Annotated in this window: 18 protein-coding genes and 1 pseudogene; 9 read left to right on the top strand and 10 right to left on the bottom strand. The window is 33.4% G+C overall.

The genetic code is table 11. The annotated features are described in order from the left end of the window. The first annotated feature begins 145 nt into the window (after positions 1-145). Positions 146-2,929 (top strand): excinuclease ABC subunit UvrA, encoded by a 2,784-nt coding sequence (gene uvrA / locus BUC11_RS02690; RefSeq protein ID WP_073351640.1) that lies wholly within the window; start codon positions 146-148, stop codon positions 2,927-2,929. Between the two features lie 5 nt (positions 2,930-2,934). Here the strand turns inward: uvrA and BUC11_RS02685 are convergent, their stop codons facing one another. The 7 genes from BUC11_RS02685 to BUC11_RS02660 all read right to left on the bottom strand — a co-directional run bounded on the left by BUC11_RS02685 (position 2,935) and on the right by BUC11_RS02660 (position 9,772). Beyond that, entirely contained in the window at positions 2,935-3,234 is a 300-nt protein-coding gene (locus BUC11_RS02685) for a hypothetical protein (protein WP_073351805.1), read from the bottom strand. Between the two features lie 206 nt (positions 3,235-3,440). Further along, positions 3,441-4,901: a lipopolysaccharide biosynthesis protein gene (locus tag BUC11_RS02680; RefSeq protein ID WP_073351638.1), complete on the bottom strand. Its 1,461-nt coding sequence runs from the start codon at positions 4,899-4,901 to the stop codon at positions 3,441-3,443. A 41-nt stretch (positions 4,902-4,942) separates the two neighbouring features. Beyond that, positions 4,943-6,232, bottom strand: a complete 1,290-nt coding sequence (locus BUC11_RS02675; protein WP_073351634.1) for a glycosyltransferase family 4 protein — start codon at positions 6,230-6,232, stop codon at positions 4,943-4,945. A gap of 78 nt (positions 6,233-6,310) precedes the next feature. Then, positions 6,311-6,769, bottom strand: a complete 459-nt coding sequence (locus BUC11_RS02670; protein ID WP_066081711.1) for a hypothetical protein — start codon at positions 6,767-6,769, stop codon at positions 6,311-6,313. Next, entirely contained in the window at positions 6,769-6,936 is a 168-nt protein-coding gene (locus tag BUC11_RS16880; protein WP_157492208.1) for a hypothetical protein, read from the bottom strand. Before BUC11_RS16880 ends, BUC11_RS02670 begins: the two co-directional genes overlap by 1 nt. 100 nt (positions 6,937-7,036) lie before the next feature. After that, positions 7,037-9,454, bottom strand: coding sequence for a YfhO family protein (locus tag BUC11_RS02665; RefSeq protein ID WP_073351803.1), 2,418 nt, complete (start codon positions 9,452-9,454; stop codon positions 7,037-7,039). A 48-nt stretch (positions 9,455-9,502) separates the two neighbouring features. Then, positions 9,503-9,772: a DUF4834 family protein gene (locus BUC11_RS02660; protein WP_073351801.1), complete on the bottom strand. Its 270-nt coding sequence runs from the start codon at positions 9,770-9,772 to the stop codon at positions 9,503-9,505. A 122-nt stretch (positions 9,773-9,894) separates the two neighbouring features. On the opposite strand from BUC11_RS02660, the gene BUC11_RS02655 reads away from it, so the two are divergent. Further along, complete coding sequence (locus BUC11_RS02655; RefSeq protein WP_073351633.1) at positions 9,895-10,830, top strand: transporter; 936 nt, start codon at positions 9,895-9,897, stop codon at positions 10,828-10,830. Positions 10,831-10,851: 21 nt separating this feature from the next. Next, on the top strand, positions 10,852-11,973 hold the full coding sequence (locus BUC11_RS02650; RefSeq protein WP_073351632.1) for a GTP cyclohydrolase: 1,122 nt from the start codon (positions 10,852-10,854) through the stop codon (positions 11,971-11,973). Between the two features lie 70 nt (positions 11,974-12,043). Here the strand turns inward: BUC11_RS02650 and BUC11_RS02645 are convergent, their stop codons facing one another. Together BUC11_RS02645 and BUC11_RS02640 are read right to left on the bottom strand one after the other, a co-directional pair. Continuing rightward, complete coding sequence (locus BUC11_RS02645) at positions 12,044-12,517, bottom strand: hypothetical protein (protein WP_073351630.1); 474 nt, start codon at positions 12,515-12,517, stop codon at positions 12,044-12,046. A 151-nt stretch (positions 12,518-12,668) separates the two neighbouring features. Then, on the bottom strand, positions 12,669-13,931 hold the full coding sequence (locus BUC11_RS02640) for a cysteate-C-fatty acyltransferase (RefSeq protein ID WP_073351629.1): 1,263 nt from the start codon (positions 13,929-13,931) through the stop codon (positions 12,669-12,671). Between the two features lie 278 nt (positions 13,932-14,209). On the opposite strand from BUC11_RS02640, the gene BUC11_RS02635 reads away from it, so the two are divergent. The 3 genes from BUC11_RS02635 to BUC11_RS02625 all read left to right on the top strand — a co-directional run bounded on the left by BUC11_RS02635 (position 14,210) and on the right by BUC11_RS02625 (position 16,904). Next, complete coding sequence (locus BUC11_RS02635; protein WP_073351627.1) at positions 14,210-15,493, top strand: DUF2157 domain-containing protein; 1,284 nt, start codon at positions 14,210-14,212, stop codon at positions 15,491-15,493. Next, entirely contained in the window at positions 15,483-16,043 is a 561-nt protein-coding gene (locus tag BUC11_RS02630; RefSeq protein ID WP_073351626.1) for a GDYXXLXY domain-containing protein, read from the top strand. Before BUC11_RS02635 ends, BUC11_RS02630 begins: the two co-directional genes overlap by 11 nt. Positions 16,044-16,106: 63 nt before the next feature. Further along, on the top strand, positions 16,107-16,904 hold the full coding sequence (locus BUC11_RS02625) for an NYN domain-containing protein (protein WP_066081725.1): 798 nt from the start codon (positions 16,107-16,109) through the stop codon (positions 16,902-16,904). Here the strand turns inward: BUC11_RS02625 and BUC11_RS02620 are convergent. Continuing rightward, complete coding sequence (locus BUC11_RS02620; RefSeq protein WP_073351624.1) at positions 16,901-19,282, bottom strand: hybrid sensor histidine kinase/response regulator; 2,382 nt, start codon at positions 19,280-19,282, stop codon at positions 16,901-16,903. The genes BUC11_RS02625 and BUC11_RS02620 overlap by 4 nt on opposite strands. A 178-nt stretch (positions 19,283-19,460) precedes the next feature. On the opposite strand from BUC11_RS02620, the pseudogene BUC11_RS02615 reads away from it, so the two are divergent. The 3 genes and pseudogenes from BUC11_RS02615 to BUC11_RS02605 all read left to right on the top strand — a co-directional run bounded on the left by BUC11_RS02615 (position 19,461) and on the right by BUC11_RS02605 (position 25,353). Continuing rightward, a pseudogene (locus BUC11_RS02615) lies at positions 19,461-20,969 on the top strand (FMN-binding glutamate synthase family protein). Positions 20,970-22,614: 1,645 nt separating this feature from the next. Continuing rightward, positions 22,615-23,193: a non-canonical purine NTP diphosphatase gene (locus tag BUC11_RS02610; protein ID WP_073351623.1), complete on the top strand. Its 579-nt coding sequence runs from the start codon at positions 22,615-22,617 to the stop codon at positions 23,191-23,193. A 204-nt stretch (positions 23,194-23,397) separates the two neighbouring features. After that, on the top strand, positions 23,398-25,353 hold the full coding sequence (locus BUC11_RS02605) for a DEAD/DEAH box helicase (RefSeq protein WP_073351622.1): 1,956 nt from the start codon (positions 23,398-23,400) through the stop codon (positions 25,351-25,353). Positions 25,354-25,371 lie beyond the last annotated feature (18 nt).

The raw sequence follows: 25,371 nt of genomic DNA, 5'->3' as shown, positions 1-25,371 counted from the left end.
AGTATTTATTTATTGGATAGAAAAAATAAAAACTATACTACAAGGAAAAAGTATATTTCTACCGCTCTTTTAATCAATATTTGTGAGTTGTTCAATTCTTTTAGTCCGTTCAAAATTGATTACTTTTGTAAAAATTATCATTTTTATGCAAGTTGACCTTTCAAAATTAGATCCAAAGAAAAATATCATCATAAAAGGTGCGCAAGTACATAACCTAAAGAATGTAGATGTCGCCATTCCCCGAAATAAATTAGTGGTTATTACCGGACTTTCAGGTTCTGGAAAATCAAGTTTGGCATTTGACACACTGTATGCCGAAGGACAAAGGCGCTATGTAGAAAGTTTATCGTCTTACGCCCGACAATTTCTTGGAAGATTAGACAAACCAAAAGTAGAATACATTAAGGGAATCGCCCCCGCAATTGCTATCGAACAAAAGGTTAACACGACTAATGCCAGATCGACTGTAGGAACTTCAACAGAAATCTACGATTATATAAAATTATTGTTTGCTAGAATAGGACGAACCTATTCCCCAGTTTCTGGACGAGAAGTCAAAAAAAATACAGTAACTGACGTGGTCACTGATGTAAAAACTTTTGATTTAGAAAGTAAATGGCTTCTCCTCGCTCCCATTCATTTGGAAGAAGGAAGAAAACTGGAAGACAAATTAAAAGTGCTATTGCAACAAGGTTTTGCTCGAATATTAGTAAATAATGAAATGGTTCGTTTGGATGATTTACCAGATTCACTCAGCAAAAAAAATATTTTTCTAATTATCGATCGAATTGTAGTTAAAGAGGAAGAAGAGTTCTACAATCGATTAGCCGATGCAGTGCAAACCGCTTTTTTTGAAGGAAAAGGAATTTGCCATTTACAAGAATTAAACTCCGATAAAAAGTTTTCTTATTCTAATAATTTTGAATTAGACGGTATTACATTCTTGGAACCAAACGTTCATTTGTTCAGTTTCAATAATCCTTATGGAGCGTGTCCCGTTTGCGAAGGGTATGGAAATATTATAGGAATTGATGCCGAATTAGTGGTCCCCAATACTACTTTATCTATTTATGAAAACGCTATTTTCCCTTGGCGTGGTGATAGTATGAGTTGGTTTCGAGATGAATTGGTAAATAACGCTTACAAGTTTGATTTTCCCATTCACAAACCGTTCTTTCAATTATCCGAAGAGCAAAAAGAATTGATTTGGAACGGAAATGAATATTTTCAAGGTCTGAATACTTTTTTCAAAGAATTAGAAGAAAAGAATTATAAAATACAAAATCGGGTAATGCTTTCTCGCTATCGCGGGAAAACCAAATGTTATTCCTGCAAAGGAAAACGCTTGCGAATCGAGGCCTCTTATGTGAAAATTAATTCTAAGACAGTCTCTGATTTAGTTGATTTACCAATTAAACATTTAGTTCGTTTCTTTAATAGCATTGAGTTAGATGTTTATGAAAAGCAAATCGCCAAACGTTTATTACTTGAAATAAACAATCGACTGGCATTTTTAACTGAAGTTGGTTTGGATTATCTTACGTTAAACAGAAATTCATCAACCCTTTCTGGTGGAGAATCGCAACGCATAAACTTAGCGACTTCGTTAGGGAGCAGCTTAGTGGGATCGATGTATATTTTGGATGAACCGAGTATTGGGTTACACCCAAAAGACACGGAACGTTTAATAAAAGTATTGCTTTCACTTCGAGATTTAGGGAACACAGTTATTGTTGTGGAACATGATGAGGATATTATGAAGGCAGCGGATATGATCATCGATATTGGTCCCGAAGCGGGTACATTAGGCGGTCATTTAGTAGCACAAGGAACATTTGATGAAATTCTTAAATCGACATCGCTTACTGCTAAATATTTGAACGGAGATTTAGAGATTTCAGTTCCTAAAAAACGAAGACCATTTAAGAATTATATCGAAATAAAAGGCGCCAGAGAAAATAATCTTCAAAATATAGATGTCACCTTTCCATTGGATGTTTTGACTGTGATCACAGGAGTTTCAGGAAGCGGAAAAAGCACGCTTGTCAAGAAAATATTATTCCCAGCGATGCAGAAAAAACTGGAAAATGTGGGTGAAAAAGCGGGACAATTCAGTGAAATGTCTGGATCATTTTCACAAATAAAACACATTGAATATGTCGATCAGAATCCGATAGGCCGAAGTTCTCGTTCTAATCCTGTTACTTATATTAAAGCGTATGATGACATTAGAGAATTATACGCAAAAGAAAAATTATCAAAAATAAGAGGATATCAGGCCAAACATTTTTCTTTTAATGTTGATGGTGGAAGATGTGAAACCTGCAAAGGAGAAGGTTCCATTAATGTGGAAATGGTCTTCATGGCCGATGTGCAATTGCCTTGCGAAACCTGCAATGGAAAAAGATTTAAGAAAGAAGTTCTAGAAGTAGCCGTTGAAGGCAAAAATATCCATGATATTCTCACTATGACTGTTGACGATGCTATTGCTTTCTTTACAGCAAATAAACAGGCTAAAATCATTCAAAAATTACAACCGCTACAAGATGTTGGATTAGGATATGTACAATTAGGACAATCGTCCTCTACACTTTCAGGTGGCGAGGCGCAACGAATCAAATTAGCCTCCTTCTTAGTAAAAGGAGCTACAAAGGACAAAGCACTTTTCGTTTTTGACGAACCTACAACAGGATTGCATTTTCACGATATCAAAAAACTATTAACTTCCTTTGATGCCCTAATCGAAAAAGGGCATTCGATAATTGTAATAGAACACAATCTGGATCTAATAAAATGTGCGGATTGGATTATTGATTTAGGACCTGAGGGTGGAGAAAATGGTGGCAAACTATTAGCAGTGGGAACTCCAGAGCAGGTAGCAAAAATAAAAGCTTCAGTTACTGGACACTATTTGATAGATAAATTATAAGAGCATTACCCCATATAACATTTTTCTTCAAACGGATTGCCGTCTTCATCAATTGCTATTAGGATTTTTTTAGCCTTTGATGAAACTTGTGTAATGTAAATCCAAGCAATTGACCAAAGACCAAGAGTCGCACAAAAAATAACAAAATTAAAAAAATGGTCTACTTTTTTTTTCTTTTTTAATAAAACGGCATACGGTAACTTGTCATTTCGTTCCAAAACTACAAATCCGTTGCTAGTTTTGTTGGCGAGAATCGACGAAAATTTCATTAAATTCTCGTCCAAGATAGTATCTTTTGTTTTCATGTTACTTATGATAATTAATCCACATTTTTGATTTGTTATTTCTAAAAACAACAAGGACAAAAATAAAAGCAAATTTAGAATCATACAATACCCACTTTTAGTGATATTTCAATTATTATCATACAATAGTAACTAAAATTAAATCCTAAATATCCGATAATAAAGTGTTTATTTTACTGCATATTAATTCCAGAGCTACAAATCTTCTATCGTAGTTTCTTTAAAACCAAATCAATAGCTTCATTGATTTCAACGGAAATTACAAATTTGTAATTAATATAAATGTAAGTAAGGGTAACTAAAACCGATTTTAAACCTATAGATACTATTGGATTAAAGGGAAATTCCCAAAAATAAAATAAAAGGAACAAAACAAATGTGATTCCGAGCGAATATAGGGTTTGCTTTGTAAATGGATACAAATGCAATTTCTTGACCACAAAAAGCAATTTAGCTATACTGTACAACGTAATTGACACCAAAGTAGCAAATGCGGACCCCATAATACCGTATAGAGGAATAAATATTGCATTCAAACCAATCGCTACAACTACTAGAAAAACGCCTAAAAATAAAACAGCACGGTAATACTTTGTATTAAAAATGATTGCATTGTTGTTTCCTAAAATCAAATCAAAATATTTTGATAATCCAATCATAAAAACAACTAATATTCCACCGCTGTATTCTTTTGGTACAATTTCATAGAGCTGATTAATATTTACAAAAATTCCTAGCATTACAAAACCACCTACCACTTGTAAATTGATTGATGTCTTTTTATATAACGCATTCAATTCGCTAAATTTATCGTCGTGCATCAGTTTAGCGGTAATTGGATATACAATTTGATGCATCGCGCGACTTGGAACTGATATTACTAAAGCAATAAAAGTTGCTATCGAATAATAGGCAATGTTTTCAATAACCATATATTGATTCAGCATAATTTTGTCACCATCCAAAAGCAAATTAGCCACACTTCCTGATAAAATAATGTAGAAAGTATATTCTAATAAACCTTTCGCATTTTTTGGAACAGCGATCTGAAAACTGGGTTTTTTAATATAAAATGCATAAGCCATGGTGATCAACAGCGCCAAAAAATAAATCCCAGCGGTTATGTAGACAAAATCTACTACAGTAATCCAATTATAGTACACCCCAATCAACGCAACTAAGGAAAACAATCTCAAACCTACTTCTTTGATAAAATTACCAAAAACCGAGTGCATGTGAACTCTGGCCCAAGCGTAAAAAATTTCGAAATAGGCCATGCACAGTCCTATAAATGGAATGAGCCAAATAAAATCCTTAACGACTGGATTTTTCTTGGATACAAAAATTAAAATATCATCAAAAAAAATAAATCCTATAAAAATTAACGGGATGGAGAGCAGTAACGGAAACAAAACAGTAAAAGACAAAAACTGAGATCGTTCTTCGTCAGTGTTGTACTGAGAATAGAATTTAACTAATGTATTTTGCATTCCTATTGCAAACAAAGGCATGATTACATTAGCAACAGAAAGTATATAATTAGTTAAAGCATAATACGTAGCACCTAAAAAAATGGGATATAAATAAAGTGTATTTATTGCTCCAATTCCAAAACCTAAGTAGGTAATTATTGTATTCTTTAAAGATTGATTTAGTACTATTCCCATTATTATCTTTTTGTGAAGTTATAATCAACCTCACTTCTAATTTACATTTTGTTTAGCAACGAAACCAATTGTTTGGTTAAGTTCTTTCGTGAATAGTGCTGTAATCCCACTCCATTTGATTGTAACTTCCCCTCTAAAAATTGATTATAAAATTCCAAAATTACACTTTTTAATTTCATTTTTTCGGAATACTTGAGGAAGACGCCGGTGTTCGTGTTGTTGATGATTTCGGCAAAATCAGAATCCTTTGGGCCAATGGCAATTATAGGTCTGTTCGAAACCATATATTCGAACAATTTACCAGGAATAATACTCTTTGTGTCTTCAGAATCAATTTCGATCAGCAATAAAACCTGCGATTTCCTTTGCTGTGCAATTGCTTCTGCGTGCGAAAGATATCCTAAATTATTCAAATACGGATTCAATCCAAAATGCATAATCGTTTCCAAAACTTCCTGACTAACTGCTCCGATTAGTTTTATTTCTAAATGTGATTTAAAATCTGGAATCTCTTGTGTCAGTTCAACCAAACTTTCCCATAAAATCAGAGGATTTCTCTCAGATAGAAAGGAACCAATATGTGCTAAGCTAAATTTAGTATCTAAAGTCTGTTTTGCAACTTGTTCCGTATCATATCCATTTGTTATTACTTCAATAGGCTGGCGCGTAATCGCTTCAAATTCCGTTTTAGTCGTTTTACTAGTGACAATAATAGTATCGGCTGTATTCAAAACCTGATGTTCCAGTGCTTTGTGTTTTTTGGCTGCAAATCTAGACAATCGCAAGGATTTGTGATAGCCAATAGTGGTCCACGGATCTCTGAAATCAGCAAACCATTTCAGATATAATTTTTGTTTTAATTCTAATCCAATAAGATGTAAACTGTGCGGCGGTCCAGATGTTATTATGGTATCAATATTATTTTCTTTAATGTATTTCTCCAGATAATCAACCGATGGTTTTACCCAAAAAACACGCGCATCTGGAATAAAAAGATTCCCCCGAATCCAAAGAAACGTTTTATCTAAAAAAGATTGCTTTTTCTGATTTGGAATAATTCCAGAATTCATCTTTTTAGTTTTATTCTTTGAAAGAAAAGATGCTAGTTGATAGGGTTCAAAAATGGTCTGTTTCAGAATAATCGCTTTTTCTGAAACTTCATTTACCAAATTTTCATCAACAATGGGATACGTAGGATTCTCGGGGATATAGACAATTGGCTGGACACCAAAGTCTGGCAAGTACTTAACAAATTTAAGCCACCGTTGCACGCCTGGCCCTCCAGCTGGCGGCCAATAATAGGTGATTATAAGGATTTTTTTGTTTTCCAATTTATGATTTAATATTCAATTGATATTGATTGATTTTTGAATGAAATTAGTGATTTAAGATCTCTACAATTTAAACGTTTAGTTTCCATTTAATTTTTCCAATTCCTCGATATCTAGAATGTCTTTTGGTCTGTTTGTCGCTTTTTTGGCAATAATCAAATTATCATAATCAATAAAATAAACAGGAGTTTCTTTAATCATTAAAACAGTAGCGTCATTTAAAAGCGAATCAAATGATTTATTTTCCAAACCTTTAACGGCGGTCATAATATCCAATCGCAAACCATAACTCAATGTAAAATCTGTCCAACCAGGAATAAATTGCATTGTTTCAATGGTTTCAAAATCTCCTAAATCAATAGACTTTAATGCCTTTCTTAAATTAATTCGATTCTCAAGAGTGTCTTCTAAATAAATATCAATATCTCCTGTATTACGATTATAACCATAAATATTTACGGCAAAACCACCAATAGTTATATATCTAACTTTGTTTTGAAAAAAACTATTCCAAATGGCAACTATTTGCTCATTCATTATTTTTTAGATTGTATTTTTTTGGCTGTTTTAATCATATACGAAACCTCTAAAATCGCCATTAATCTTTCTAATCTTTCTAGATAAGAAAGCGATTTGATTTCGACAATTCTTTTAACTTCTAACTCCTCTGGAGCTCCACAATTAAGAAATACCTTTTTCATCATTGCTTTTTTTTAGATTACAACAAAGATACTAAATGAATATTGAATTAATAAGATGAATAAATCATGACGACTACTTCTAAAGTTCTTACATCAAAAATCATTAATCAATATTCTTAAATCTATTCTTCCTTTCAAAATAAATTCCTCCAATCAAAAGCAATAACATGCCAACCGAACTAATCAAGGTAATTGTACTTCCTGTTTTTACCACTTGAGGCTCAAACTTAAATTCTATCTTGTGTTTTCCTGCAGGAATTTGCAATCCTCTTAAAACATAATCCACTCTAATATGAGACACACTTTTTCCATCAATATACGCATTCCAACCTTTTCCATAATACATTTCAGAGAAAACGGCTAAACCTTCATTTGAATTGTTTGATACATATTTCAAGTAGTTAGGTTTGTAATTTTCTAAAGTTATAGTCGCTGAACTATCTTTGGCGAAAGCCACATTTTTAAGTTGAAAATCTTTGTTGTTTACAACCGCCACATTTTTAGAATCCAAATTTTCTAATGCCTTCATTTCTTGGTCGGCAGAGTTCACCAATTTTACTTGGCTCACAAACCATGCATTTCCATTAACATCCGGATTTGATACTGGGAATTCTTTTCCTTCTTTGTCTTTTTGGATAACATACTTAACATTAAGCATATTAAGCACTTCTATATTATTTTTGGAAATCTGATAATCAATTAATTGTTGCATTCTTCTAGGTCTTACGGCACTGTATCCACCAATAGATTTATGAAAATAAGAAGCTCTTGCACCCATGATATCGCCTACTTCAAAAACGCGGTAATTAGCGGTGTCCTTTAGAATCTCAGTATCTGAAGGTGACTCTTGAAAAGGTACTTCAACTTGACTTCCGCTTACAAAATCTTTCCCAGATACATATTTTTTATCCACAAAAAACAAATCGGAAACCATCAATAAACCTACAATTATAATGGCTGTATTTTGAGCAAATCGCTCTTTTATGGACAACCATAAAACGCCGGCTGTTAACACAACAAAAAAGCCTGATCGCAATAAATCTGCACTGTATAAACTCATTCGATCCAGCTTAAGAGCGCTTACAAATTCAGGACCGTAACTTTCTTGAAAATAAGCATCGTTTCCTCCAGAAAAGCTGAACATACTTTTGCTTAAAAATAAAATCAAAATAATTCCTAAACCTAAAATTGTCGTTTCATATAATGCTTTCCATTGCAGTTTTTTGTCCAATTTGAAGAAAGACTGCAATCCCATAATAGCCAAAACGGGGAAACACAATTCTAACACAACTTGGATTGAAGATACCGCTCTGAATTTATCGTACATTGGAACATAATCAATAAAAAAGTCGGTCAAAAATGGAAAGTTTTTACCCCATGAGAGAACTAACGCAACTATTGAACCGGATAGGAATACATATTTAATCTTTCTTTTATCGATGAACAAAGCCAAAATTGCCAAAAAGAATACTACGATTCCAATATATGCAGGAGCGGCCACAATAGGTTGATCTCCCCAATACGTTGGCATTCCCGAAACAAAATCAGTTGCCTGATCTTCTGGAACTCCCTGACTTATCATGAATTCATACATATTACTGTCTTTACCAACAGCCTCATTATTTGAACCCCCGAAAAGTCGAGGTGCAATAAGATTAAAACTTTCCATCACTCCATAACTATACTCCGTAATATAGTCCTTAGACATTGAAGAAGTAGTCTCATTTTTCGAACCGTTTGGATTGAAAGTCAATTCGCTTTTTCCACGAATACTAAAATCAGCATACTCAGAAGTGGCTAATAGATTCGTAGCATTGGCACCAATAGCTAAAATTCCTGCTGCTGCTAATATCCCAAACGAATACAACAAGGATTTATATTCCTTCTCTTTTACTTGCTGATATAAAAAATAAGCAGAAAGAATCAATAAGAAAATCAATAAATAATAGGTCATTTGGAAATGATTTGCATTGATTTCTAATGCTGTCGCAAAAAGCGTAATCAAACCTCCCAAAATATATTTTTTTTGAAACACCAGAATAAAACCGGCAATAACCAACGGCATATAAGCAATTGCATGTGCTTTCGCATTATGGCCAACGCCGAGAATGATAATTAAATAAGTAGATAAACCAAAGGCTAAAGCACCAAAAAAAGCTTTCAAAGGATCAACTTTTAACACCAGCATCAAACCGTAAAATCCGAGGAAATATAAAAATAAATAATCCGCAGGACGCGGTAAAAATCGCAATACATCATCTAAAGCTCCAATATAATCGTGCGGATATTTTGCTCCCAATTGATAGGTAGGCATTCCAGCAAAGGCTGAATTAGTCCAATACGGTTCAACATCATCCGTGGCTCTAAAGTCATTTTGTTCTTTGGCCATTCCGGTATACTGCACAATATCAGACTGGAAAATTTGTTTTCCTTGTAATACAGGATAAAAATAAAGAACAGAAACGAATACAAAACCAAGTATAGCAAGGGCGTGCGGATAGAACTTATTTATTATTTTCAATTTAAAAAAGTTTGGATTAGAATAAAAAACCTGCAAATAACGACAAATTTAATCGATTTCTTCGTAATCAACGTAATCTCCCACTTTTTTGGTTTCGCGTGGGTTTTTGACATTCTCCGAATTGTATATTATTTCATCTTTACTTTGCGTATTATTCCACGTATTCTGTTGTTGCTGTTGCATGTTTTGCCCTGCTTTTTCTACAACTTTTTTTACAATTAGTGGCAAAAACAATTTTGCCAAAAACCTAAAAATATAGTAAAAAGCGATCATATAAAAAAGTGCTTTTATAAAACCAGTAAAGGAAGCTGTTTGCATAAATGTGTAATTTTTTTCAAAATTAATAAATCCAACGCTCAAAATTAAAATATCATTCTTAAATAAATAATAAAATATAGTACATTTGAAAAGCGTTGTCACTTTTTAATTAAAATACTACTATGCAAAAAATAAAAATGGTACTTGCAGCAATCCTATTAACAATTCCAAGCATTCATTATGGACAACATACTGATCAAATTAATTCTAATAGACCAGGCGAAACTATGTCTGCTTACTCTGTAGGAAAATCAGTTATTCAAATAGAAACAGGCCTATATGGAATCAAACAAAAACATAATCTACTAAATTATGATGCTAATGGTTTTGGAATTGATGCTACACTGCGCTGGGGATTGTTCATGGAAAGGCTCGAATTGATAGCAGACATCCAATACCAAAACGAGAAATACAATTCGTTATTTAACAACTCCAATATAGCAGATTTCAAACAGACGATTTTAGGAGCTAAGTTTTTAATTTACGATCCTTTTAAAAACTATGAGAAAAAAGTTAATATTTACAGCTGGAAAGCCAACAGAAAATTCAATTGGCGCCAATTACTCCCTGCCGTTTCATTATTTGCTGGGGCTAATTTTACGATGGCAGATAATCCTTACGCTTTCTCTCCAGAATCCAGCATATCTCCAAAAATCATGTTGATCACCCAAAATCACTTAGGTGATGGCAAATGGGTTTTTGTGACTAACATCATTGCAGATTATGTAACGACCGATTTTCCAAGTTATGGTTATGTAGTAACGTTAACACGAGGATTTAATGACAAATGGTCTGGATTTGTGGAAAACCAAGGATTTAAAAGTGATTTTTACAGCGATGCCATCGTTCGTGGAGGTGCTGCTTATTTAATAAACAAAGACTTTCAAATTGATGCTTCAATAAGCTCAAGCCTTAAGAACACACCGTCTATCGTTTATGGAGGAATTGGTTTTTCTTGGCGGTATGATGCTAATTATAAAGAAGTACGCGTAAATATTGACTCAGGTGATTCAGGAGAAAAAGCAGAGAAAAGAGCCAAAAAGACAAAAAAAGGATAATATAGAATTTCAAGAAATATTATGATTACAATAAAAGAAGCGATTACGAAAAGTGAATTAACAGCGTATATAAAATTCCCTTTTTCTTTATATAAAGACAACAAATATTGGGTTCCACCTATTATTGCTGACGAATTAGAAACCTTTGATAAAACAAAAAATCCTGCTTTCGAAGATGCCGAAGCCTATTTTTTCCTAGCCTACAAAGACAATTCAATCGTAGGGCGAATTGCAGCAATAATAAATTGGAAAGAAGTAAAAGACCAACAAAAAATGAAAGTCCGCTTTGGTTGGTTTGATACCATTGACGATATTGAGGTAACAAAAGCATTACTTGAAAAAGTGTACGAATTGGGGCGAAAAAACAACTTAGAATATGTTGAAGGTCCAATGGGATTTTCAAACTTAGACAAAGTTGGTGTGCTAACTGAAGGGTTTGACGAAATTGGAACCATGATCACTTGGTATAATCATCCGTATTATGCAGATCATTTTGAAAAACTGGGTTACATCAAAGAGAAAGAATATATTGAAAGTAAGTTTCCTTTTGCCAATGTAAAACCGGAATTTTTCAAGAAAGCCAATGATCTAGTGAAGAAAAGATACCAATTAGCGCCGTTAAATTTTAAAACCACTAAAGAAATAATGCCACATGTGGATAAAATGTTTGATTTATTCAATGAATCTTATGCTTCGTTATCCTCTTTTGTAGCAATTTCAGATACCCAAAAAGAATATTTCAAGAAAAACTATATCAGCTTTATCAATCCCGAATATGTCAAATTCGTGGAGGATAAAGATCATAATATTGTAGCTTTTAGTATTGTGATGCCTGATTTTGCGGAAGCTTTGAAAAAATCGAAAGGAAAATTATTCCCTTTTGGATTTTTGCATTTGCTAAGGGCTAAAAAGCAAAGTAAAAGTGTGATTTTTTATTTAATAGGCGTCCATCCTGACTATCAAAACAAGGCGGTAACCGCAATAATTTTCAATGAATACTATGAGACCTTCACTGAAAAGGGAATTATAAACTGCTTCAGAACTCCTGAGCTAGCTGATAATGCAGCTAGTATTAACTTATGGAAGCATTTTTTTCCCGTGATTCACAAACGAAGATGTACTTTTCGCAAAGAATTAACGTAGAGTCTAGAGAGAAAATCCCATTTACCAATGGGATTTTTTGATTCTATATTCGATCTTGACTTACTCTACATTATAAAGGTTTCGATTGAGAATCCACTTTTGACAAAACGCTTTTTCCATCAAATTTCAATTGTTTTCGATCTTTGAAAATTACTTTTCCGGAAGCCTCTTCGACTATATCTCCATAACCTTCTATGTACGTATCTCCTTTTTTCAAGAAAACAACTTGTCGAACGGATGAAATACCTTCAGACATAAAGGTATAATCGGCAAGAAGCGTATCGCCTTTTAATTCTCCAATAAGTGTTCCTTCATTTTTATCTTTTTCGTAAAAATTGTAAATTAATTTTCCAGATAGTATCTTATTGCCTTCCATTGTCAGATTCATCAAAATGGTATCTTTTTTAATGTTACCACTATAAAACTGCTCAGAAATAGGCTCTTCACTATCATTTTTTTCTGGAGTTACATCAGTTCCTTTTTGTTTATTACACGAAAAGAGAACACTCACCAAAGCGAGAATCAACACACGTATTTTTGTCATATTCCTTTGTATAATTTTAATAAATCTACGTTATTTCCATTGGACTAGAAACAAAAAAAAATCTCAGTCACCGTGGTGAACGAGATTTTTTACTTTTTAATTTTCACTTTTATTACCCCAATTTCCAAAGACGAAAAGAGTGGTTGTGGAACTATGCGTCTAAATCTACTTTTGTTCTAGATGCAATCTCTTTGTACGTACCATTTTCTAATTTTTCACGAATCGCTTCAAAGGCAGTAAGTGTTTCCTCTACATCTGATAACGTATGAGACGTGGTAGGAATCATTCTCAACAAGATAATTCCTTTTGGAATAACTGGATAGATTACAATAGATAAAAAAATACCGTAATTCTCTCTTAAATCGTTTACCATAATCATTGCTTCTGGCACACTTCCTTCAAGATATACAGGAGTCACACAAGTATTTGTATCTCCAATATTAAAGTTACGTTCTCTCAATCCGTTTTGTAATGCATTTACATTTTCCCATAATTTATCTTTTAATTCTGGATGATTACGCAACAATTCTAAACGCTTCAACGAACCAATTGTTTGAATCATTGGTAATGCCTTAGCAAACATTTGGGAACGCAAATTGTACTTCAAATAGTCAATAATATCTTTGTCTGCTGCTATAAAAGCACCAATATTAGCCATCGATTTTGCAAAAGTAGAGAAATAAACATCTATACCATCTTGACAACCTTGCTCCTCACCTGCTCCAGCTCCTGTTTTTCCAAGTGTACCAAAACCGTGTGCATCATCAACCAACAAACGGAAATTATATTTTTCCTTCATGGCAACAATTTCTTTCAATTTCCCTTGCTGTCCGCGCATTCCAAAAACACCTTCAGTAATAAAAAGAATTCCTCCTCCTGTTACTTCAGCTAATTTTGTAGCACGTTGCAAGTTTTTTTCCATACTCGCTAGGTCATTGTGTCGGTATGTAAAACGTTTCCCCATGTGCAAACGAACTCCATCAATAATACAAGCATGAGCATCAACGTCATATACAATTACATCATTTTTTGTAGCCAGGGCATCAATTGTAGACATGATTCCTTGGTATCCAAAATTCAATAAATACGCTGATTCTTTCTTTACAAAAGCCGCTAATTCATTTTCTAATTGCTCGTGATATTTGGTATGTCCACTCATCATACGTGCGCCCATTGGGTATGCCGCGCCATATTGTGCTGCCGCTTCTGTATCAGCCTTACGTACTTCAGGGTGATTGGCAAGCCCTAAATAGTCATTCAAACTCCAATTTAAAATATCTTTTCCACCAAACTGCATTCTTGGACCAAGCTCCCCTTCTAATTTTGGAAAAACAAAATAACCTTCGGCTTGTGAAGCCCATTTCCCTAAAGGTCCTTTATTGTTTTGAATCCTTTCGAATAAATCTTTTACCATAATATATCAAGTAATAATTTTAATTTTAAGAAGTTGCAAAAATAATTATTTAAATTTTATAAAGGACTTGAAAGTAAATTTATTTTTCAAGCTTTAACTTTATACTTTTTTGAAACTAATCCTAATGCCAGTTAATATCATTTATGATGTCTATAAAAAGAGCTTTATCCCTTGCCAAAGCAGTACAAAAGGGCGTCTCTCACCTTCAGGATGAATTAGGACTTAAAGATGATTTCAACAATAATCTTTGTATATTTGGGACATACAAAATATAGTTTATGTCTCCCAAAATTACAAACGATCTGCACGATCTGCTGAAAGACAACATAATTACACCCGAAACAGCCGAAAAAATTAAGTCTTATTATAGCCAAAAAGAAAGTGGAAGTGAGCATAAGCTGTATTTGGTTTTTGGTGTTTTAGGAGCTATTCTTATTGGACTTGGAGTCGTACTAGTTTTTGCGCATAACTGGGATAATTTATCCCGACCTTCAAAAATAATCCTATCGTTTCTGCCTCTTTTGATGGGTCAATTCTCAAGTGGCTATTCCCTTTTAAAAAAGTCCGAAAACAATACTTGGAGAGAAAGTTCTGCCGTTTTTCTATTCTTTGCCGTTGGAACCACAATTTCATTAATTGCTCAGGTTTATAATATTCCAGGAGATTTAAGTTCATTTTTAATCACTTGGATGCTTTTGTGCTTGCCATTAGTATATCTTATTCGATCCTCAATAGTTTCGCTATTATATCTTATTGGAATTACCTACTATGCTTGCAATACGAATTACTTTAGTTATCCAAATGCCCATTCTTATTATTATTGGTTACTAATTCTAGGAATAGTTCCACACTATATACAACTACTCAGAACTAATTCACAAAGCAATTTCACCCTTTTTCATAACTGGTTTGTTTCGCTATCTCTTTTAATATGTTTAGGCACTATCGCTAACAAAAATGAGAATCTGTTGTATTTAAGCTACATGAGTTTGTTTACGATTTTTTATTTTATTGGTGAATCCTCCTTTTTTAAAAATTTAAAATTAAAAAATAATAGCTATCTGATTATTGGTAAATTAGGAATACTCTACCTGCTGTTGCTTTATAGCTTTAAGTGGTTTTGGGATAAGTCTATTTATAATACTATTTCTGCGAAAGATACTTTTTTTTCAACCGAATTTTTAACTACTTTTCTTCTTACACTTTTTGCTGCTGTCTTATATTTTGCAAAAAACTCCAAAACGAAATTCAAAGAAAGTTCCATTTTCGACTTCGTCTTTCTGACCAATATCCTTCCTTTCATTTCGGGATACGAATTTTCTCTTGTCGCCAATGGAATCGTATTAGCAATAGGGATTGCGGAGATTAAACGCGGGATTACCCAAAAACATTTGGGAATACTAAATTTTGGTTTAGTAATAATTACCATTCTTATTGCTTGTCGTTTTTTTGATACCAATTTGAGTTTTGTGATCCGAGGAATTGTTTTTATTGTCATTGGTTTTGGATTTTTCGCAACTAATTATATCATGCTAAAAAATAGAAATAGAAATGAAAAATAAGAAAGTACAAGTCCTATTATTTATTTTACTGATTGTAGTACAATTGTATGTTCCGTTGCAAATGATATTGAAACAGGAAGACGTAGTGAAAACTGGAACTGAGTTCAAGTTTCAAACTGCTCCAGTAGATCCTTATGATGCTTTTAGAGGAAAGTACATTACTCTTTTTTTTAAAGAACGAGAAATAACCGTTAAAAATGCCTCTAAATGGATGATAGGAGAGACCGTTTATGCCACTATAAAAACGAATGAAGATGGTTTTGCACAGATAATTTCAATTTCGAGAAATAAACCCACTGCTGAAAATTGTTATGTTAAATCAAAAATCGCCTTTACTATTGACCAGAATAAAATAGCTTTGGACCTTCCTTTTGATCGGTTTTATATGAATGAAAATAGTGCCTCTGACGCCGAAAAAATTTATCGAGATTTATCCCTAAATAAGAAGGATCAAACTTATGCTTTAGTTGCGATAAAAAATGGCGAAGCCGTTATTAAAGATGTTAGAATCAACGAGGTTTCCATCAAAGATTTAGCTAACAAAAAGTAAAGAAATATCAATTAAAAGAATTATTCCTACCTTTAAAGTAGAAAAACGCAACAAAATCAAAAAATGTCACAAGATACAAAAGAATTAAAATTGGCCGTTCTCATTGATGCTGATAATGTTCCATACAGCAATGTAAAAGGAATGATGGAAGAAATAGCCAAATTTGGAACACCAACCACCAAGCGCATTTATGCCGATTGGACCAAGCCAAATGCTGGTGGGTGGAAAAGTGTTTTATTAGAACACGCCATTACACCTATTCAACAATACAGCTACACAGTGGGTAAAAACTCGTCGGATTCAGCGATGATTATTGACGCCATGGACTTGTTATATTCGGATAAAGTAGACGGTTTTTGTATTGTTTCTAGTGATTCTGATTTTACACGACTTGCAATTCGTTTGAGAGAATCTGGAATGAAAGTTATTGGACTTGGAGAGAAAAAAACGCCCAATTCTTTTATAGTTGCTTGCGACCGATTTATTTATATCGAAGTTTTAGATGGCGCTATTCAGAAAAAAGCAAAAAAACGTTCTGCAGATACTATAAAACCTGCTGGAAAACCTGCTGGAAAAACAGTTGAAAAACCGATAGAGAAATCATTGAGCAAAATCGACACAGAAACCATTGAATTGATTGAAACCACCATAGAAGATATTTGCGATGATGATGGATGGGCATTTCTAGGTGATGTGGGAAACCTAATCGTAAAAAGAAAACCAGAATTTGATCCTAGAAATTATGGTTTTGTAAAATTAACTCCAATGCTAAAATCATTAACTGATATCTTGGAAATAGACGAACGAGAATCTGAAAAAAAAGGAATCAAACATGTTTATGTACGATTGCGTTTCAGCTAAACTAATTTTTTTACTGTTTCATACAAGGTTTCTTTCCTTATAGGTTTGGATAAATAATGATTCATCCCAATGTCTTTAACCCGCTGCTTTGTGGTTTCCATCACATCAGCGGTTATGGCAATAATGGGTATATTTACATTCTCTGCTCCTGCTTCCCCGTTTCTAATTGCAATTGTCGCTTCGTATCCATCCATGACTGGCATTTGAAGATCCATTAAGACAATATCAAATTGATTTATTTTGAATGCCTCGAGTGCTTCTTGTCCATTATTGGCATAAATAACGGTGGTGTTCAACCATTTTTTAGTTATCATTTTAACAACCATTTGATTAATAGGATTGTCTTCCACTACCAAAATAGTTTTGCCTCCTAAATCGCAAACTACGGGCTCAATTCCAATTACTTCCTTTTTTTCCTGCTGCACCATATCAAAATCTAATTCTATTATGCACGTAGTTCCTTGGTTGACTGTACTATTCATTTCGATAGTTCCATTTTGCATATTGACCAATGTTTTCACGATATAAAGACCCAATCCAAGTCCACCAAATTGGCGCTTGTTATTACTATTATTTTGAGAAAAAGAAGCAAAAATACGATCCATTTTCTCTTTTGGAAATCCTACACCTGAATCAGAAATGGTCAAAATTAAACTGGCTCTATTGTTCGCTTTTAGTTCACTATCAATAGTAAATTTAATAAAACCTGTGGATGTAAATTTTAAAGCATTATTCAGCACATTATTAACAATCTGCTGTAAACGAGTTTGATCCCCAAATAATAAATGAGGAACAATTCTTGAGGCAGAAAATTCAAACTGCAATCCTTTTTCTGTGGCAATTCGATTGGCATTATCTTTTAAATGCTGCAAAACCTGCAAGGGATCAAATTGATTCATTTCCAACTTCAATTCCCCTTTTTCAATTTTAGAAAAATCTAAAATATCATTAACAGAACTCAATAAACTATGAGATGAATATTTTATGACCTGACAGTTTTGTTTAATTTTATCGTCCTGAACTTCACTAGAAATGGAATCAATCAAGTTTACAATAGCATTCAATGGCGTTCGCAATTCATGACTGATGTTGGACAAGAAGTAAGACTTCAAATCGTTCATTTCTTCAGAACGGACCAAGGCTATCCGATTGAGTTCATTTTTTTCGTTTTTCAAATTTCTAATTAATTTGGACATCGAAAGGGATAGGAAAATAACCTCTAAACCGGTTCCCAATTTCGAACTGTTTTGAGTAAAAAAGGTATTGGGTAATAAGCCGAAATTATACAAAATAAAGATGCCAAAACCTGTTATTAAAAATAAAATACCAGCAGTAAAAAAAGCATCTACGGGCTTCCTTTTATAATAGAGATAGGCTATGGAATAAACAATTAAGATTAGAAATACGAGTGTAAGCACATTAACTAAAATGTAAGAAAACAACAAAATGGACGGGATAAAAATAACGCAGAACAATAACGAAAACAATAAGGCATAAGCAACATTAAACAGAATGTTGATTTTTCGACTATTACTTTTAATTTTTAAAAACAACTCACTGTATTTACCCGATAAAAAAACCGCTATAATCGCTATAAACAATAAAGCATGATTAGAAAACCAACCTGCATTTGGCGTAACGAATTTGAAGAAAAATCCATCTAAAGCAAATTGTAACAAACCCACAAAAAAAACATATAAACTATAGTATAAAAAGATCTTATCGCTCAAAGCAAAAAAGAAGAAGAAATAGATTATTGTTGCAATGACTAAAATTCCATAAAACATACCAAAAAACAATTGTTCATTTGATATCATTGTCATAAAACTTTCTGCTGAATACAGCATGACTGGAATTTTAATAGCTTCACCATCACTCTTTAAATGCAAATACAACTGCTGAGTCGATCTTGGCGCAAGGTCTATTTTGAAAATAGCTTTACGGTTCTCAAAACTTCGCTCCGAATACGGAATGGCATCACCACTTACTAATTTTGTAATTTTCCCATTAATACTATCAACGGTATATAATTCGACTAAATCAGTAACGGGTCTGGCCGTTTCTAAGTAGTAATTCAAGCTAGAATTAGTCGGATTTTTTAGTACTGTTTTTGACCAGAAATTATTTTGAATAAAACCTAAATCGTCATTTTCAGTTTCAAGTTGTAGCGGTTTCAAAGCATCAAAATTAGCCATAACAAATTTGACGTCTAAATTTCTTTGACCTACATCAGCAATCGTAGTGTATTTGTGTAAAGAAATTTTTTGAGGAATTGCATCGCTTGGGAAGACATACTGTGCATACGTGTTAGAAAAAAACAAGACGAAAAATAAAAATTTTGAAACAGCAAGTATCTGTTTATCTATTTTTAGACTCATAGTTTGTGAATTGTTATTAATTAAAAACAGATACGTTAAAAAGGATCTTATGGTTTTCAAACCACGTCCTTAATCCAGAACGCGAATGCGAATTAAAAAAATCCTTTATAATTAAAAGCGTTAAAAGTAAGAAATATTTAATATTCTTAGTATTTTAGGGGCTTAAACAATTTTGAGAATGAGACAAAAGTTTTTCGTTTTAATACTATCCGCATTAATTTGCAACGGTATTATTTATTTTTATTTCAATGTCGGCCTGCTATTTATGGTACTCTTGACCATTATATTATTAATTGGTTTGGCTAACAGCATCCAACACAAACATGCTATTTTAAGAAATTTTCCGGTTTTGGGTTATTTCAGATATTTATTCGAAATGATAGCTCCAGAAATACAACAATATTTTATCGAACGTTCCACTGACGGAAAACCTTTTTCAAGAAATGAGCGCTCCCTCGTATATCAAAGAGCCAAAAACATCGACTCTACTACTCCTTTTGGAACGCAACTCAATTTAAAAGAACATCATTATGAAGGCATTAAACATTCCATTTTTCCTGCGGTCGTCAATGAGGAACTTCCTCGAATAACAATTGGAGGAAAAGACTGTTTACAGCCTTATTCAGCTTCTTTATTGAATATTTCTGCAATGAGTTTTGGTTCTTTGAGTGAGAATGCTATCATGGCTCTAAATAAAGGAGCTTTAAAAGGAAACTTTTATCACAATACAGGGGAAGGCGGCTTAACCGAATTCCATCAGCAAGGAGGCGATGTTACATGACAAATAGGAACGGGTTATTTTGGTTGTCGCGATGACAGAGGTGGATTTGACGGCGGTAAATTTGCTGAAAAAGCAAATTTACCAGAAGTAAAAATGATTGAGATTAAATTATCACAAGGAGCTAAACCAGGCCATGGAGGAGTTTTACCAGCAGCAAAAAACACGATACAAATTGCTAAAATAAGAGGTGTCTTACCACATACAACGATTCTTTCACCTCCCAATCATTCTGCTTTTGAAGATTTTAAAGGTTTGATTGCTTTCATATCAAAATTACGAGTACTTTCCAATGGAAAACCAATAGGTTTCAAACTTTGCATCGGGGACACTAGAGAATTTGAAATGATTTGCCAAGAAATGATTACTCAAAACTGCTTCCCCGATTTTATCACTGTTGACGGTGCCGAAGGAGGAACGGGAGCTGCGCCATTAGAATTTGCAGATGGTGTAGGAATGCCATTTGAACCTGCACTTATATTTGTCAATAAAACTTTAGTCCGTTTTGGAATTAGAGACCGCATACGCATTATTTGCAGTGGCAAAATGATATCGGGCTATTCAATTCTGAGAGCAGTTGCTCTTGGTGCAGATATTTGCAATAGTGCTCGAGGCTTTATGTTTTCAATAGGCTGTATTCAAGCATTGCGTTGCAATACCAATACATGCCCTACGGGAGTGGCTACACAAGACAAAATGTTAATGAAAGGATTAGTTGTAAGAGACAAATCAGAACGTGTTTTTCATTTTCATAAAAACACATTGCATTCGGCAAATGAACTACTCGCTGCCGCAGGAAAAAAAAGCTTCAAAGAGGTAGATATAAACATTTTCATGCGTGGTGATGAATTTGCTCATTTAGCTGATTTGTATTTTCCTGACAATTTAAAAAGCGTAACAAAGCATTAAAAAAGAACCTTTACTAAATAAACAGGAGGGCCATTACGGCCCTCCTGTTGCTGATTCTGATTTACCATTATCAACTCATACAATTAGTAGTATAGCTGATTATTGAATTGTCATTCCTATTGTAGGAAAGACATATTCAAGTAATTAATCAAAAACATACTTAAAGTTAGCAATATTTAAATGAAAAAATATTGAAAAATAGTTTTTAAACCAAAAAATTAACGTGTTACATGCCACAACTAAACCCTTTTCAACACGCAGTAAAATAGCCGTTACAGACAAATGCTTACTACTTATCTATTTTTTAAAATAGATTATGGTTTACAGTATTAAAAAAAAGGAGGACTTTTAGAGTCCTCCAATTGTTGATTCTGATTTACCAATATTAACTGCTACTATTACAAGAAGAGTCGATTATGAAATATCAATTTCATTGTGAGATTGCCATCCCAAGTAATTAATCAAAACCACACTCAAATTTACGATTTTAAACAACAAAATAAATTGATAATCAGTTATTTAAATTATTTTTATCATGAATTGGCAAATGACTTTTTTCACTCCATTTATGTTATTTGGCAACTAATTTTTAAAAATAAGCTTTGAAAAATTCTTTTGAAAAACAATCTGTAAAAACTACTACTTCAAGGAGTAGCACAAAAAAAAGGAGGCCTTTTTAAAGGGCCTCCAAATATGGACTTTGGTTTTTTGTTATCAGTTTATATCTTTCGATACTACTGACTAGTAAATACTCTTCTCCTTGCAGATGGTTATATTCAACAATAAACCAAAACCATAATCAAATATACAACTAATTAAAACATAAAAAAACAACATCAAACACTTTAACTAATCATTAACTTATTGATTATCAGTTATTAAATAGATATTAGTAATAATGAACGCAGAATTACAATTGAACAAAAGTGGCGTAGAAAATTAACTATCAAAAAAGTACAGGAATAATTGCTATTTAGGGATACCAACAAATAAAAAAAGGAGGCCTTTTTAAAGGGCCTCCTAATTATGGACTTTGGTTTTTTGTTATCAGCTTATATCTTTCGATACTACTAACTAGTAAATACTCTTCTCCTTGCAAATGGATATATTCAACAATAAACCAAAACCATAATCAAATATACAACTAATTAGAACATAAAAAAACAACATCAAACACTTTAACTAATCATTAACGTATTGATTATCAGTTATTAAATAGATATTAGTAATAATGAACGCAGAATTACAATTGAACAAAAGTGGTGTAGAAAATTAACTATCAAAAAAGTACAGGAATAATTATTATTTAGGGAAACCAACAAATAAAAAAAGGAGGCCTTTTTAAAGTGCCTCCGATTGTTAATTTCGATTTACCATTACAAACTTTACCGTTCAGTAAAATTAGCTATTTAAATAGTATCACCATATACTGGCAAATTATTCAAGTGATCAACCAAAACGACATTCAAAGATATAAAAAATTTACACAATTACATGAATATCAATACTTTAAAAATAATTTAGTGTACAGGTTTTAAAATATTTATTACAAATACAGCTCCCTATATTTAATAAACAATAAAATACTTCAAATGGGATCTGTCCTACCGATAAAGCGTATATTTGGAAATTAAATCAAAAAAAAATGCAACTCGTTTTCGCTTCTAATAACAAAAACAAAATCCTAGAATTACAAAGCATGCTTCCTGATACAATTCTTATATTGAGTCTTGAAAGTATAGGATGTTTTGAAGACATTCCAGAAACAGCTGGAACTATTGAAGGGAATGCAATTCAAAAAGCAAATTATGTGACTGAAAAATTTGGCTACAATTGCTTTGCAGATGATACTGGACTAGAAGTAGACTCTTTGAATGGTGATCCCGGCGTTTACTCCGCGCGCTATGCTGGGGAACAACGCAACGCAGATGATAATATAAATAAATTATTGGATGCGCTTGGCAGCAAAAATAATAGAGCTGCACAGTTTAAAACCGTTATGACATTAAATCTAAATGGCAATCAGCATCTTTTTACTGGAATAGCACGAGGATTGATCACTTCAAAAAAAATTGGAGATCAGGGTTTTGGATACGATCCCATTTTTCAGCCAGACGGTTATGACGAAACATTCGCCCAATTATCATTAGAGATAAAAAACAAAATCAGTCACAGGGGAAAGGCAACTAAAAAACTAATTGATTTTTTGAAAACATCGGAATAGAGCGCATTAAACACACTCTTTCGAACAAATTATTAAATTCTAAAGAGCAATATCCCACTAAAATAGCTGCGACTGCATAGTGTAATTTACAATTAAAAATATAACAATCTGATAATCAAATTGTAATAAATCATTAATTCTTAAAATAGCATTAGTTTATATGGATTATAAACAGTAATTTTGCACCCTATTTTAAAAATACATATGAATAAATTTGAACAATTAGGATTGAGTGAATCGTTACTGAAGGCGATTTTAGATCTAGGATTTGAAAATCCGACCGAAGTACAGGAGAAAGCGATTCCCCTATTATTGGAAAAAGACACAGATATGGTTGCGTTGGCTCAGACAGGGACAGGGAAAACGGCAGCATTTGGATTTCCAGTTATTCAGAAAATTGATGCCAACAACAGAAACACACAAGCATTAATTTTATCTCCAACACGTGAACTTTGTTTGCAGATTACCAACGAAATTAAAAACTACTCTAAATACGAAAAAGGTATTAATGTGGTAGCAGTTTACGGTGGAGCTAGCATTACAGAACAAGCGAGAGACATAAAGAGAGGAGCACAAATTATTGTAGCAACTCCAGGAAGAATGCAAGATATGATTAATAGAGGATTGGTAAACATTTCTCAAATCAACTACTGTATTCTTGACGAAGCTGACGAAATGTTAAACATGGGTTTCTACGAAGATATCGTAAACATCCTGTCTACTACGCCAGACGAAAAAAACACATGGTTATTCTCTGCAACAATGCCTGCTGAAGTAGCACGTATTGGAAAACAGTTCATGACCGATCCAATTGAAATTACAGTTGGAGCTAAAAATTCAGGTTCAGCTACCGTTTCTCACGAATTTTACCTTGTAAATGCACGTGACCGTTACGAAGCTTTGAAACGTTTAGCTGATGCTAATCCAGACATCTTCTCAGTAGTATTTTGTCGTACCAAAAGAGATACACAAGCTGTTGCTGAAAAATTAGTCGAAGATGGATACAGCGCTGCTGCCTTGCACGGAGATTTATCTCAAGCGCAACGTGATGGTGTAATGAAATCTTTTAGAGGTCGCCAAATCCAAATGCTTGTTGCGACAGATGTTGCTGCTCGTGGAATTGACGTTGATAATATTACTCACGTAGTAAATTACCAACTTCCTGACGAAATTGAAACGTACAACCACCGTTCAGGTCGTACGGGTCGTGCTGGTAAATTAGGTACTTCTATTGTAATTGTAACTAAAAGCGAATTGCGTAAGATTTCTTCTATTGAAAGAATCATCAAACAAAAATTCGAAGAAAAAACTATTCCATCTGGGATTGAAATCTGCGAAATTCAATTATTGCACTTAGCTAATAAAATTAAAGATGTAGAGGTTGATCACGAAATTGACAACTATTTACCTGCAATAAACAGCGTTCTTGAAGATCTTTCGAAAGAAGAATTAATCAAGAAAATGGTATCGGTTGAATTTAATCGTTTTATCAATTACTACAAGAAAACGAGAGACCTTTCTAATCAAGCTTCAGGTTCCGAACGAAGAGAACGTGATGACAGAGATGGTGCTCCAAGAGAAAATAACAATGGTGGTGCAACGAGGTATTTTGTGAACATAGGTTCTAGAGATAACTTTGATTGGATGTCATTGAAAGATTACTTAAAAGAAACATTAGACTTAGGTCGTGATGACGTTTTCAAAGTTGATGTAAAAGAAGGTTTCTCTTTCTTTAACACTGATCCGGAACATACTGATAAAGTAATGGAAGTATTGAACAACGTACAATTAGAAGGACGTAGAATCAATGTTGAAATTTCTAAAAATGAAGGTGGCGGAAGACGTGACCATAATGGAAGAAGCTCTGGTGGTGGTTTTGGCGGAGGTCGCTCTGGTGGCGAAAGAAGTTCTGCTCCAAGAAGAGAAGGTAGTTTTGCTCCAAGAAGAGAAGGTTCTGGCGGTGGCTTTAGAAGCGATAGAAATTCAGCTCCAAGAGAAGGTGGATTTGGCGGAAGAAGCGATTCTAGAAGTGCTGCTCCAAGAAGAGAAGGTGGTTTTTCATCTGACAGACCTAGAACTGAAGGTTCATCAGATAGAGCACCTAGACGCTCTCAAAGCTTTGGTGACGCACCAAGACCAAGAAGACCAAGAAGAGACTAACATTCATTGTTAATTTTC

This window comes from Flavobacterium xanthum (assembly GCF_900142695.1).
GTDB classification, from domain to species: domain Bacteria; phylum Bacteroidota; class Bacteroidia; order Flavobacteriales; family Flavobacteriaceae; genus Flavobacterium; species Flavobacterium xanthum.
This window is presented reverse-complemented; position numbering and strand designations above follow the sequence as displayed.